Below are 13,195 nucleotides of genomic sequence, written 5' to 3'. Positions count from 1 at the left end.
CGTAGATTCGCGGAGAATGTAACGTCAACAGTTTGTTGAAATTGAAGTTGTGGTTCCCGGGCAGCGGCAGCGCCTGGGCGCGACAGGACAGGTGTCAGCGCTGCCGCGGCCCGGAGATCAGGGGGTGAGGCGATGAGCCTCGGTCACTCAGACGTGCTGACCGGAGAGGCGCTCGACGGAGCGCAGCAGCGCGGAGTGGTCCAGGCCGCCGTCGCCCTGCGCACGCAGGGAGGCGACCAGTTGGGCGACGACCGCACCGACGGGCAGCGCGGCACCGACGTTGCGGGCGGCGTCGGTGACGATGCCCATGTCCTTGTGGTGCAGGTCGATCCGGAAGCCGGGCTTGAAGTCCCGGTTCAGGAAGTTGTCCTTCTTGCGGGTCAGGACCGTGGAGCCGGCCAGGCCGCCGCCCAGGACGTCCAGGGCCGCCTGGAGGTTCACGCCGGACTTCTCGAGGAAGACGACGGCCTCGGCGCAGGCCTGGATGTTGACCGCGACGATCAGCTGGTTGGCGGCCTTCACCGTCTGGCCGGAGCCGTGCGGACCGCACAGCACGATGGTCTTGCCGAGAGCCTCGAGGATCGGCAGCGCGGCGTCGAAGTCGGCCTGCTCGCCGCCGACCATGATCGACAGTACGGCCGCGATCGCGCCGGCCTCGCCGCCGGAAACCGGGGCGTCAAGCACGCGGATGCCCTTCTCGGCACCGGCCTTGCCCAGGTCGACCGAGGTCTGCGGGGTGATCGAGGACATGTCGATCAGCAGGGCGCCCTGCTTGACGTTCTCCAGGATGCCGTCGGGGCCGTAGGCGATGGCCTCGACGTGCGGGGATGCGGGCACCATCGTGATGACGACGTCGGCGTCCTTCACGGCCTCGGCGATCGAGCCGGCGGCGGTGCCGCCCGCCGCGGCAAGACGGTCCAGCTTGTCCTGCTCCAGCGTGAAACCGGTGACGTCGTAACCCGCCTTCAGCAGGTTCTCGGACATGGGCGAGCCCATGATGCCGAGGCCGATCCAGGCAATCGCCGGGCGGGCCGGGTGGGAAGAAGCTGCGGGGGTGCTCATGAGGGTGCCTCTCTCAAAACTTTTGTACGTCACGTCAGTTGGCGGCGCGGGCCTCGGTCGGCAGCCAGGCGAAGGACTCGGCGCTCGGGCGGTCGCCGGCCTTGTACTCCAGGCCGACCCAGCCGTCGTAACCGGCCTTTGTCAGCTCGTCGAGGAGCTGCTCCAGCGGAAGCGAGCCGGTGCCCGGCGCGCCACGGCCCGGGTTGTCCGCGATCTGTACGTGGCCGGTCCTGTCGGCGTAGGCCGCGATGACCTGGCTGACGTCCTCGCCGTTCATCGACAGGTGGTAGATGTCCAGCAGGAACTTGGCGTTGCCGAGTCCCGTCGCCGCGTTCACCTTGTCGACGACCTCGACCGCGGCCGGTGCGCTCACCAGCGGGTAGAGCGGGGACTCCGGCTTGTTGAGCGTCTCGACCAGCAGGATCGCCCCGACCCGGTCGGCCGCGCGGGCCGCCAGAACCAGGTTCTCCAGGGCGAGGGTGTCCTGGACCTGCGGGTCGACGCCCTCGACGCGGTTCCCGTACAGCGCGTTGAGCGCCTTGCAGTCCACCGAGGCGGCGAAGTCCGCGGCCACCTCGATATTGGCCCGGAAGCGGTCGGACTCGTCGCCGGGCACGGAGAGCGCGCCACGGTCGGGGCCCGGCAGCTGCCCGGCGTAGAAGTTCAGTCCCACCAGCTGGGTGCCGGCGTCGTCGAGCGCCTTCTTGAGGGCGTCGAGCTCGGCCTGCGGCGGGGTCGGGGTCTCGATCCAGGGCCACCACAGCTCGACCGCCGTGAAGCCCGCCGCGGCCGCGGCGGCGGGGCGCTCCAGGAGCGGGAGTTCCGTGAAGAGGATCGAGAGGTTCACATCGAAGCGCTGGTCCGCGCCGCGCTTGTCCCGAAAAAGAGGGGCCATGAGGGGCTTGCGCTCCTTCCGTATTGCGGAAGTTAATTTCTGCTTGATGGAAGACTGCCTGGAGCGGGGGAGGACTGTCAAGAGCGGACACGAAAAAGTGCCCCCCGAGCGGGGACGACAGAAGCACTTCTCCAGGCTTCTGTCGTCCCGGCTCAGGAGGCACTCAGGAGTGTCCGGGCGGGCGCGTACGGGAGGTGCGGCTGCACGCGGTCCCGCGCGCAGCCGCACCGGGCTACAGCGCGTCGACGGCGCTCACCTTCCAGCCGTGCGAGGTGCGGGTGAGGGTCATCCGCACCCGGTTGAGGTCGACGCGGTCTCCCGTGACCTGGGTGCTCCGGGTGACCTGGTTGACGAAGAGCAGAACGACGGCCTTGTCCGGCGAGGCCGACACCACCGAGGCCGCGGGGGTGCCGCCGCCCTGCGGCTTCGCCACCGTCGCCTTGACCACCCCGTGGTACTTCGTCGCGGTGGGCGCGACCACCGTCGTGGTCGTCCTGCGGTACTCGTCGCGGAAGGCACCGGTCAGATGGCCGAGTGCAGCGGCGAAGTCCTTGTCGAGACGCCGGTAGTCGTACGACAGGACGACCGGGGCGGCCTTCTGAGCGGCGGCGAGGGCCTGCACCCGCGCCGTATCCGCCTGCCGGCTGTCCCGGTACGCCGAGCCGAGCACCGCGACCGCGATCAGCCCGGCCACGACCAGCACGGCGAGCGCCGCACTGCCCAGCACACTCCGGCGTCGGCGTGCCGCGTCGGCCACCGGGCCGTCGGCGTGCAGGACAGGGCCGGCGTGCTGCTCGTCCGGCCGCCGCGCCTGGCTCGCGTCGTCCGGCGCCTCCAGTCGTATCCCGTCCGGTTCCGCCAGGTCCGTTGCCGCGCCCGCCCTCGTACTCGTCGCGGCACTGCGCTCCGCCACGCGGACCGGTGCGTCCGGTCCGGGCCCGACCCGTTCCGTGCGCTTGGCCGCCGCGCGGGCGGCCGCGGCCATCGAGCGGCGGCCGGGGGATGCGACGCCGGAGCCTCGTCCAGTCAGATTCGCCACGGTCTTGCTCCTCACTGCTGGTGATACGGGTGTGTGCGCGGGCGCGCGGTCAGCCGACGAACTCGACCGAGGACGTCAGCCAGCGACCGCCCTCGTGGACGAGATCGAGCTGCAGCCGGTAGGTGCGGGCCTGTCCCTGCGGAGCTGCGGTGTTGGTCACCTTGCTGTCGGCCACCACCAGGACGCGGGCCTTGCGTTCGTCGGCCCGGGTGATGCCCGCTTCGAGCACCTGCCCCTCGGAGACCGACTTGTTCGCGGCGACCAGCTTCGTCAGCTCCGCGGTCTGCGCCGCGAACTGCTCCTTGAAGTCGCCGGTGGCACCCTTCAGTACGTTGGTGCTGTCCCGCGTGTAGTGCCGGTAGTCGAGCGAGGTGAAGTTCAGCGCCGACTGACGGGCCGCGGCCAGAATGTCCTGGTTCCGATGCTCCTGCGCCCGCTGCTCGTACACCTGGACGCACAGCCAGCCGCTCAGGGCCGTTGTCACGACCGTCGCCACGGCGAGAGCCGCGGGCAGCGCCCTGCCGCGGCGCGCGGCGCCCATCAGCCTGGCACCCAGGCGGCGGATCGGCCGGATCGCGTACGCGACGGGGCCCTTACTCATGCCATCGGTCCGACGAGCAGCCATTGCCACGAGTCCTTTCCGAACACGTTCTGTTCGCCGCCCGTCGAGCCGATCTCGACAGGCGTTCCGTCCGGGCCGACGGCGGTGCCGGTCTCCGGGTCGTACGGGGTGATGTACGCGGCAGGGTCCGCTCCGCCGGTGCTGCCGCGTCCCGAGGCGCCGGGGGCGTTCTGGGCGCCGCGGACCGATGTGCCGCCGCCGCGAGCGGTGCAGCGCGCGCCGGTGTTCGCGGGCCGCTCGCCGGTGTCCGAGGGGTCGCGCCGCTGCGTGCCGTAACCCTGTCGGCACGGCGGTGGATCGTCGGCGCCCGCGACCATGCCGAAGTGGGTGGTGCCGTCGCCGGGGATCACGGTGTAGCTGCCGGCGACCACCAGCGGGAAGGTGACCAGGGCCTGCTCGACGCCGGGCAGCCGGGCCACCGTGATCTGGCCGCCGCTGATCAGATTGCCCAGCAGGACGGGCAGATGGGGCCGGTTGGTCTGGAGCAGCGAGTTCACCTCCTGTGCGGCGGGGGCGCCGGAGCCGATGACTCTGCGGAGGTCACCGTCACTCGCCTTCATTTGGCCCGTGAGATCGGCCAGGTCGCGCGAGAACGACTTGATGGCCGAGCCTTGATCGGCCTGTGTCTTGAGGACTTTCCGCGAGTCCTCGATCAGCGCGATCGTCTGCGGCAGCGAGCCGGACGCCGACTCGACGAGCTCATTGCCCGAGTCCACAAGCCGGCTCAGGTGCGGGCCCGTCCCGGCGAACGCCTTGCCCAGCTCGTCGACGGTGATCTGCAGATCCTTCTTGCCCACCGAGTTGACCAGTCGGTCCAGGCTGAGGACCAGATCCGATGTGGGCAGAGGTACCCGCGTATCGCGGCGGGCGATGGTGCTGCCGTCCCGCAGATAGGGGCCGCCGGAGGCGCGCGGCTGCAGATCCACGTACTGCTCGCCGACTGCCGAACGGTTCGCCACGACGGCCAGGATGTCCGCCGGGATCCGCGACGCGTCCTCGATGTCCAGTGCCACGGACACTCCGCCGGAGCCGGTCAGCCGAAGTTCGCCGACGCGGCCCACCGGCACCCCGCGATAGGTGACTTCGGCGCCCGGGAAGACGCCCCCGGAATCGACGAAGTCGGCACGCACCGTGTAGGCACGGTCGAGAAGGCTGTCGCCCAGCCCTGTGTACTGGGCGCCGACATACGAGACGCCGACGGCAGTGACGGTGGCGAAGGCGAGCAACTGGGCCTTGACCGTAGGTGTGATCACAGTTGCATCCCCTTCAGCATGAGCTCGGCGAGGGCGAGATCGACCCCGGCCGGGTAGCGGTTGCCGTCCCCGCTTCCGTACGCGGCGTAGCTGCTGGTGCACACCGGCGGGCACAGCGGGTCGCCGCCGCCCGAGGGGCCCGAGGGCGCCGAGGGGGCGCGGGGCGTCTTGGGCAGCCCAGGCGCGTCCGGCAGTGAGGTGGGCAGGGGGAGACCGGGGACCCCCGGGACCTTCGGCAGTTCGGGCTTCGCCGGGGCGCCCGGCTTCTTGGGCTTGTCGGCGAGATTCCCGTAGATACTGGCCAGATCGAGATCCGCGGTGATCTTGAGATTGACGTAGTCGCCCTTGATGGCGTCCGAGACATTGCGCGGGAACGGATACGTCGTCAGCAGTTCCAGGGAGTTGGGCAGATCGCTGCCCGCCTTGTTCAGCTGTTCCAGAACCGGCCGCAGACTCCGCAGATTGGCGACCACGTCGTCCCGCGAGGCATTGACCACCTTGGTGCCCGTCACTCCGAGTTTCGACAACGAGGTGAGCATCCGGGTCAGATTGCGGCGCTGGCCGTCCAGCACTTTCAGGGCGGGCGGCAGGGTGTCGACGGCCAGGGCGATCGTCTTCTTCTCACCGCCGAGTCGGGCGGCCAGCCGGTCGATGCCCTTGAGCGCGCGGATGATCTCCGCCCGTTGGCTGTCCAGGCCGGCGAGGAAGGTGTCCAGCTCGGTGAGCAGGGACTTGACCCGGTTCTCCCGGCCCTCGAGGGCCTTGTTCAATTCCGTGGTGATGGTCTTGAGCTGGGCCACCCCGCCGCCGTTGAGCAGTGCCGACAGCGCCGACAGCACCTCTTCGATCTCCGGGTTGCGGCCGCTGCGGGACAGCGGGATCCGGTCGCCGTCGGCAAGCCTGCCGGCCGGCGAGGTGCCGGTTGGGGCGGACAGCGCCACGTACTTCTCGCCCAGCATGCTCGTCTGCCGCAGTTCGGCGATCGCGTTCCCGGGCAGCTTCACCGCGTCGGCGACCCGCAGCCGGACCCGGGCGTGCCAGCCGACCAGTTCCACCTTCTCGACGCTGCCCACCGTGACGTTGTTGACCTTCACGGCCGACTGCGGCACCAGATCGAGGACGTCCCTGAACTCGACCGTGACCCGGTAGGCGTTGCCGTCGGCGGCTGCGCCTCCAGGCAGTTGGACGTCGTACAGGCCGTTGAACTCGCAGCCGGTGAGCAGCACCGAGCCGACAGCCGCCCACGCGGCCACCACGGTCTTGCGCCGTACGCTCATGCTCGGGCCTCCAGGATTCCGCCGAGCGTCCTGTCGACCGAACCCGTGCCCGACACCGGCTTGGCCGACGGCAGTTCCGGCAGGGAGTCGAACAGCTTCGTCAGTTCTCCGCAGTCGGGGTTCTTCCCTCCGGCGTCTCCGGTCGTCTTGAGCAGGGAGCACAGCAGCGCGGCCGGGTCCTGCGGGGTGTCCGGGTTGTTGCGGGTGTCCAGGGTCCCGGAGGACGGGTTGTAGGCGTTCTGCAGATTCGAAAGGCCGGTGGGTGCGACCTCCATCAGCTCCGCGAGCGCGGCGCGCTGGGTGACCAGCACCTTGGTGACCTTGCTGAGGCCCTTCACATCCGCTGTCAGCGCCTTCTTGTTCTTCTTCACGAAGTCGGCCACGTCCGCGAGTGCCGGCCCCAGATTCCGCAGCGCCGCCGCGAGGTCCTTGCGTTCCCCGGAGAGCTGGTCGGCCACCTTGGCGAGGCTGTCGTTGAACGACCGGACATTGGTGTCGTCGGACGCCAGCGCGGCGGTGAACACCTGCAGATTCCGGATGGTGCCGAACAGGTCCTTCCGGCCGTCGGACAGTGTGGTGACCGCCAGCGACAGGTCCTCGACCGTCTGGTTCAGCTGCTGACCCTGGCCCTGGAGGTTGTCCGCGCTCACGCCGAGCAGCCGGGCCAGTGAACCGTCCGCGTTCGCGCCGTGCGGGCCGAATGCCTCGGCCGTCGTATGCAGGCTGTCGAAGATACGGTCCAGTTCGACCGGCACGGCCGTGCGGCTCTCGGGGATGACAGCGCCGTCGCGCATGGCCGGCCCCTTCCGGTACACCGGGAGCAGCTGGACGTAACGGTCGCTGACGACCGAGGAGTTGATGATGGCCGCCTGGGCCTCCGCCGGGATCCTGCGCCCGGACTCGTACTCCAGCTCCACCCGCACCCGCTTCCCCTCCGGCGTGATCTTCTTGACCTCGCCGATACGGACACCGAGCACCCGTACGTCCGAGCCGGGATAGATGCCGACCGTGCGCGGGAAGTACGCCGTGACGCGGACCGGCGACGACCGTGGCCAGAGCACGACCGCCGTGCCGGCGACGAGTGCCAGCGCGACGCCGAGCGCCACGCAGCGCGCGAGACGCCCCTTCGGCACGAGCCTCTTCGGCAGGAAGCGCCCCTTCGGCAGGAAGCGGCCGTTCATCGTGAGCCTCCAGTTCGCGGAGCCACCGGAGTGGGTGCGACCAGGTTCTGGATGTAGCTGTCGAACCAACGGCCGTTGCCGAGGGTGTTCGTGAAGACGCGCAGATAGGGAGCGAGCAGCCTGACGCTCCGGTCGAGGCTCGCCTGATTGCGTTCGAGCATGGTGACCACCGAGTTCAGGCCCTTGAGCGCCGGGCCGATCTCCTTGCGGTTGTCCGCGACCAGGCCGGAGAGCTGGATGCCGAGCGCGGCGGAGCTCTTGAGCAGCGAGTGGATCGCCGCCCGCCGCCTGGAGATCTCCTTGAACAGCTTGTCGCCGTCCTTGATCAGAACGCCGAGGTCGCCGGAGCGGTCGGAGAGCACTCCGGTGACTCCGTTGGCGTGGTCGAGGAGTTCACGCAGGGCCTGGTCGCGCGAGGCCACCGTCCGGGAGATCTTCGAGAGACCTTTGATGGACGCCCGGACCTCGGAGGGCGAGTCCTCGAAGGTGGTGGAGATGGTGTCCAGGGCGGTCGCCAGCCGGGCCGTGTCGACCTTCTCCGTGGTCGTCGTCAGATCGCTGAATGCCGCCACGACGTCGTACGCCGGTACCGTCCGGTTCAGCGGGATCTCGCTGCCCGGCCGCAGTTGGCCCGTCCCCTTCGGCTGCAGTGCGAGGTACTTCGCGCCCAGGATCGTCTTGATCCGGATGGCCGCTCCGGTCCTGGTGCCGAATTCCGGGTCGCCCTTGACCCGGAAGGTCACCTTCACATGGTCGCCGTCCAGATCGACCTCGTCGACCTTGCCGACCTTGACCCCGGCGATCCTCACCTCGTCGCCGGGCTTGAGCCCGCCCGCTTCGGAGAAGGCCGCGGTGTACGTGTCACCGTTGCCGATCACCGGGAGGCTGTCGGCATTGAACGCGGCCGCGGCCAGCAGCGCGAGCGTGGCGGTGCCGACGGCCCCGATCACCACGGGATTGCGCTCACGGAAGGGAATCATGAGCACCTCGCCCGGGCGACGTGAAGCTCGGGAGTGATGACCTGCCTGGTCTTCGGCAGCACGATCCGGCCGTCGAAGTCACAGAGGTAGAAGTTGAACCAGGAGCCGTACGAGGCCGTCCCTGTCAGCTTGTTGAGCTTGCTCGGCAGCCGCTTCAGCACGCCCTCCACGGTCTTCTCGTTGTCGTTCAGCGTTCCGGTGAGGTCGGTCAGCCCGGCGATGTCGTCCCGCAACGGCGGACGGGCGTCCTCGAGCAGACCCGAGGTGGCGTCGGTCAGGGCACCGATGTTCACCAGCGATTCGCCGATGGGCTTGCGGTCGGCGGACAGCCCGGATATCACCCGCTGCAACTGCTTGAGCAGGGCGGAGAAGCGGGCACCGCGCTTGTCCACGGTCTTCAGCACCTCGTTGAGGTTGTCGATCACGGACCCGATCAGCTTGTCGCGGCCGGCGAGTGTGGTGGTCAGCGACGCCGTGTGGGCGAGCAGGCTGTTGACCGTCCCGCCCTCGCCCTGCAGGGTCTTGATGATCTCGGTGGCGAGCTGGTTGACGTCCTTGGGGCTCAGTGCCGCGAACAGCGGCTTGAAACCGCCGAGCAGCGCATTGAGATCGAGTGCGGGCTGGGTCCTGGACAGCGGGATCCGGCCGCCGGGCTTCAGCCGCGTACCGCTGCCGGCACCTTCCGTCAGTGCGATGTACCGCTGCCCCACCAGGCTCCGGTAGCGGATGACGGCGCCCGTGGTGGTGAGCAGCGGGCGGTCGTCGGTGACGCTGAAGGTCACCTCGGCCAGCGTCCGGTCCTTGATCTTCACCCCCTGGACCTCTCCGACCCGCACTCCGGCCACCCTGATGTCGTCGCCCTCCTCCAGGCTGGTGACATCGCTGAAGACCGCGCGGTACGTGTGCTCGGGGGCGAAGGAGATATTGACGATCGTCGCCGCGAGCAGCGTCGTCGCCAGCACGGTCACCACGGCGAAGAGAATGAACTTGACCAGCGGTGCCGTGGTGTCTGTGGCTCGGCTCACCTTCATGCGACACTCACCGCCGTTCCGCGTGCCATCGGGCCGAACAGCAGCGTGGCGACCGCCGGAACCCGGTCGGCGGGAACTCCCATGACCGGGGCCACCAGCGAGCCGATGGCCCGCTGCTCGGCCTCCGTGGCGGACACATTGGCCCCGCCGGGCAGTGCACCGCCCGAGTGCGTCCCCGACGTACCGTCATTGAGCTTGACGTCCGGTGCGGGCACTTGGGGGTGGGGCAGACCTCTGCAATCGGGTCCTGAGCGCTCTGCATAGCGCGGTTCCTCGCCGGGTCGGTACGCGGATCGTGGGCGGACGAATTCGAGCGTGATGCGCATCTCCCCGCCTCTGAAGGCCTTCTCCGATGCGGCCTCCTGCCGCACCAGGCCGTCGAGGAGACAGGGGTACTCCGGCGCGTAGCGGGCGAACAGCGACAGCGTGGGGCGGGAGACGCGGCCGAGAGTGATCAGCCGGTTGCCGTTCTCGTCGAGGAACGCGTCGGCGGTACCGGCGGTGGTGGCGGTCGCCGTGAGTGCCGAGGCCAGTTGGTCCTGCTTCTCGACAAGGGTGCGGCTCGTGGTGACGGAGTTCCGCAGGACGCGCATCAGATCGGGCGCCGCGTCGCCGTACACCTCGGCCACATCGGCGAACCGTGAAATGTCTTCCTTGAGGGACGGCATATGCGGATTGAGCTTGCTCAGATAGCCCTCCAGACGGGTGAGGTTGGCGCCGATCCGGTCGCCCCGCCCTTCGAGAGCGGTGGAGAACGCGGAGAGTGTGGCGTTGAGATCAGCCGGCCGCACGGTCCGCAGCAGCGGCAGCAGATCGTTCAGCAGCTGCTGCACCTCGATACCGGCCTTGGTGCGGTCCTGCGTGATGACGTCCCCGGCGCGGATGTGCCGGGCCGACGACCCCTGGGGCGGCATCAGATCGACGAACTTCTCGCCGAACAGCGTCTTGGGCAGCAGCCGGGCCTGCACATCGGCCGGGATACGGGAGACGTGCTCCGGCTTGAGCGCGATGTCGAGCGTCGCCTTCTCACCGTCGGCCCGCACCTCTCGCACCTCGCCGACCAGCAGCCCGCGCAGTTTGACGTCGGCCCGTGGATCCAGCTGGTTGCCCAGGGTGTCGGCCTCCAGAGTGATCCGTACGACGGAGGTGAACGCCTGCTGATAGACGGCAACGGACAGCGACAGCAGGAGCGCGATGACGGCGATGAAGACGATGCCGTACAGCCGCAGTCGCGCGCCGCGCGTCGGGACGAGTCCTGGAATGCGCATCGGCACTACCCCGCAATCCGTACGGTCGTGTTGGCGCCCCAGATCGCCAGACTGAGGAAGAAGTCCAGAAGGTTGATGGCGACGATGGACGTCCGCACCGCACGGCCGACCGCGACCCCGACGCCTGCCGGGCCGCCGCTCGCGTAGTAGCCGTAGTAGCAGTGCACCAGGATGATCACGACGGCGAAGACGATCACCTTGCCGAAGGACCACAGCACGTCGACCGGCGGCAGATACTGCTGGAAGTAGTGGTCGTAGGTGCCCGCGGACTGGCCGTAGTAGCCGGTGGTGATGGTGCGTGCGGCGAAGTACGAGGACAGCAGCCCGATCACGTACAGCGGGATGACGGCGACGAAACCGGCGATCATCCGGGTGGTCACCAGGAACGGCAGCGAGGGAACGCCCATCACTTCGAGGGCGTCGGTCTCCTCGCTGATCCGCATCGCGCCGAGCTGGGCGGTGAACCCGGCCCCGACCGTCGCGGACAGGGCGAGGCCGGCCACCAGCGGGGCGATCTCACGGGTGTTGAAGTACGCCGACAGGAACGCCACGAAGTTGGAGGTGCCCAGCTGGTTGAGCGCCGCGTACCCCTGCAGGCCGACCTCGGTGCCGGTGAAGAAGGACAGGAAGGCGATGACGCCGACGGTGCCGCCGACCACGGCCAGCGCGCCGCGGCCGAAGCTCACTTCGGCCAGCAGACGCAGGATCTCCTTCTTGTAGCGGCGCAGGGTGCGGCCGGTCCAGGCCAGCGAGCGCCCGTAGAAGGACAGTTGGGTGCCTAGCTCCTCCAGGGAGCGGAGCGGAAGCCCCACGACTCGACTGATGAGCGCCACGGTCAGCCCCTCTGCGGAACGATTTGGAAGTACACCGCGGTCATCACGAAGTTCGTCACGAAGAGCAACATGAAGGTGATCACCACCGACTGGTTCACCGCGTCGCCGACGCCCTTCGGGCCGCCCTTGGCGGTCAGGCCCTTGTACGAGGCGACGATGGCGGCGATGGCGCCGAACACCAGAGCCTTCAGCTCGGCCGCCCACAGATCCGACAGCTGGGCGAGGGTGGTGAAGGAGGCGAGATACGCACCCGGCGTGCCGTTCTGCAGGATGACGTTGAAGAAGTAGCCGCCGGCCACACCGACGACCGACACCAGTCCGTTGAGCAGCACCGCCACCACCATCGAGGCCAGCACCCTCGGCACGACCAGTCGGTGGATCGGGTCGATGCCCAGCACCTGCATCGCGTCGATCTCCTCGCGGATCTTGCGCGCCCCGAGGTCCGCGCAGATCGCCGTGCCTCCTGCCCCCGCGATCAGCAGTGCGGTGACGATCGGTGAGGCCTCCCGCAGTACCGCGAGCACCGAAGCCGCGCCCGAGAACGACTGGGCGCCGAGCTGCCGGGTCAGGCTGCCGATCTGCAGGGCGATGACCGCCCCGAAGGGGATGGAGACCAGCGCGGTGGGCAGGATCGTGACGCTCGCGATGAACCAGGCCTGCTGGATGAACTCGCGTATCTGGAACGGGCGCCTGGGCAGGGTCCGTACGACATCCAGGCCCATCGCGAACAGGCTGCCCGTATGCCTGAGGGCTCCGGTGGGGGACAGGCTCATGCGCCGGCCGCCTTCCCGCGCACCGTGGCTCGCACCTGCCGCAGCGACTCCCGTTCGGCGATCGCCTCCCAGCGAGGCGGCCGGGTGATGCCCGCAGTGGGCAGAAGACGCGGCGTCAGATCCGGTATGCCCGGCGGTGTGGGATCCGCGCCCGCGCCGAGCTGCGCCAGCTCCTGCTCGACCTGGGCCGCATCCTTCTCCTCGGCCATCCCGATCGGACCCTGCATCCGGCCGTTGAGGAACTGCCGTACGACCGGCTCCTCACTCGTCAGCAGCTTCTCCCGGGGGCCGAACATCACCAGCTCACGCCGGAAGAGGAGCCCGATGTTGTCCGGCACCTGCCGCGCCGACGCGATGTCGTGGGTGACGATCAGAAAGGTCGCGTCGATCTGCGCGTTGAGGTCGACGATCAGCTGGTTGAGATAGGCCACCCGCACCGGGTCGAGCCCCGAGTCCGGCTCGTCGAAAAGGATGATCTCCGGATCGAGTACCAGGGCGCGCGCGAGACCGGCTCGTTTGCGCATACCGCCGGATATCTCGCCGGGCAGCTTCTCCTCGGCGCCGATCAGTCCGACCATGTCCATCTTCTCGAGCACGATCCGCCTGATCTCGCTCTCCGGCTTGCGGGTGTGCTCACGCAGCGGGAACGCGATGTTGTCGTACAGGTTCATAGAGCCGAACAGCGCACCGTCCTGGAACAGCACCCCGAACAGCTTCCGCACCTCGTACAGGTCGTGCTCGCGCAGGGCGGTGATGTCCGTGCCTGCGATCCGGATCGACCCGCGTTCGGGCCGCAGCAGCCCGACGAGCGTCTTCAGGAACACCGATTTGCCCGTGCCCGAAGGGCCGAGCATCACCGAGATTTCCCCGGCGGGCAGCGTCAGTGAAACGTCCTGCCAGATGACCTGGTGGCCGAAGGACTTGGTCAGCCCTTCCACACAGATCTCGACACCCATCCGGTTCACCCTTCAGCCGTGGAGC

Annotated in this window: 13 protein-coding genes; all 13 read right to left on the bottom strand. The window is 68.9% G+C overall.

All coding sequences use genetic code 11. From position 1 onward, the window contains the following. Window positions 1-147 precede the first annotated feature (147 nt). The 13 genes from AB0D12_RS04715 to AB0D12_RS04655 all read right to left on the bottom strand — a co-directional run bounded on the left by AB0D12_RS04715 (window position 148) and on the right by AB0D12_RS04655 (window position 13,170). Entirely contained in the window at window positions 148-1,062 is a 915-nt protein-coding gene (locus AB0D12_RS04715) for a 2-hydroxy-3-oxopropionate reductase (RefSeq protein WP_362677061.1), read from the bottom strand. A gap of 34 nt (window positions 1,063-1,096) precedes the next feature. Beyond that, window positions 1,097-1,957 (bottom strand): TIM barrel protein, encoded by an 861-nt coding sequence (locus tag AB0D12_RS04710; protein WP_362677059.1) that lies wholly within the window; start codon window positions 1,955-1,957, stop codon window positions 1,097-1,099. A gap of 232 nt (window positions 1,958-2,189) precedes the next feature. Continuing rightward, window positions 2,190-2,996 carry a hypothetical protein gene (locus tag AB0D12_RS04705; protein WP_362677057.1) on the bottom strand — a complete coding sequence of 269 codons (807 nt, stop codon included), beginning with the start codon at window positions 2,994-2,996 and terminating at the stop codon, window positions 2,190-2,192. A 49-nt stretch (window positions 2,997-3,045) separates the two neighbouring features. Further along, the gene (locus AB0D12_RS04700) at window positions 3,046-3,537 is read right to left on the bottom strand and encodes a hypothetical protein (protein ID WP_362677280.1); all 492 of its coding nucleotides are present in this window, start codon (window positions 3,535-3,537) and stop codon (window positions 3,046-3,048) included. Between the two features lie 56 nt (window positions 3,538-3,593). Beyond that, window positions 3,594-4,871 carry an MlaD family protein gene (locus tag AB0D12_RS04695; protein WP_362677055.1) on the bottom strand — a complete coding sequence of 426 codons (1,278 nt, stop codon included), beginning with the start codon at window positions 4,869-4,871 and terminating at the stop codon, window positions 3,594-3,596. After that, complete coding sequence (locus tag AB0D12_RS04690) at window positions 4,868-6,148, bottom strand: MCE family protein (protein WP_362677053.1); 1,281 nt, start codon at window positions 6,146-6,148, stop codon at window positions 4,868-4,870. The genes AB0D12_RS04695 and AB0D12_RS04690 overlap by 4 nt, the downstream gene beginning before the upstream one ends. Continuing rightward, window positions 6,145-7,254, bottom strand: coding sequence for an MCE family protein (locus tag AB0D12_RS04685; RefSeq protein ID WP_362677278.1), 1,110 nt, complete (start codon window positions 7,252-7,254; stop codon window positions 6,145-6,147). Before AB0D12_RS04685 ends, AB0D12_RS04690 begins: the two co-directional genes overlap by 4 nt. Before the next feature lie 71 nt (window positions 7,255-7,325). Continuing rightward, window positions 7,326-8,309: an MCE family protein gene (locus AB0D12_RS04680; protein WP_362677051.1), complete on the bottom strand. Its 984-nt coding sequence runs from the start codon at window positions 8,307-8,309 to the stop codon at window positions 7,326-7,328. Continuing rightward, a complete protein-coding gene (locus tag AB0D12_RS04675; RefSeq protein ID WP_362677049.1) occupies window positions 8,306-9,340 on the bottom strand; it encodes an MlaD family protein in 1,035 nt (344 codons plus the stop codon). The genes AB0D12_RS04680 and AB0D12_RS04675 overlap by 4 nt, the downstream gene beginning before the upstream one ends. Continuing rightward, window positions 9,337-10,608, bottom strand: a complete 1,272-nt coding sequence (locus AB0D12_RS04670; RefSeq protein WP_362677047.1) for an MCE family protein — start codon at window positions 10,606-10,608, stop codon at window positions 9,337-9,339. Before AB0D12_RS04670 ends, AB0D12_RS04675 begins: the two co-directional genes overlap by 4 nt. Before the next feature lie 5 nt (window positions 10,609-10,613). Beyond that, a complete protein-coding gene (locus tag AB0D12_RS04665) occupies window positions 10,614-11,441 on the bottom strand; it encodes an ABC transporter permease (protein WP_362677045.1) in 828 nt (275 codons plus the stop codon). Window positions 11,442-11,443: 2 nt separating this feature from the next. Continuing rightward, entirely contained in the window at window positions 11,444-12,214 is a 771-nt protein-coding gene (locus AB0D12_RS04660) for an ABC transporter permease (protein WP_362677043.1), read from the bottom strand. Beyond that, complete coding sequence (locus tag AB0D12_RS04655; protein WP_362677041.1) at window positions 12,211-13,170, bottom strand: ABC transporter ATP-binding protein; 960 nt, start codon at window positions 13,168-13,170, stop codon at window positions 12,211-12,213. The genes AB0D12_RS04660 and AB0D12_RS04655 overlap by 4 nt, the downstream gene beginning before the upstream one ends. Between the last annotated feature and the right edge of the window lie 25 nt (window positions 13,171-13,195).

Source organism: Streptomyces sp. NPDC048479 (genome assembly GCF_040651435.1).
In the GTDB taxonomy this organism is placed as follows: domain Bacteria; phylum Actinomycetota; class Actinomycetes; order Streptomycetales; family Streptomycetaceae; genus Streptomyces.
Note: the sequence above shows the minus strand (reverse complement) of the source record. Positions and strands in the feature narration are given on the sequence as shown.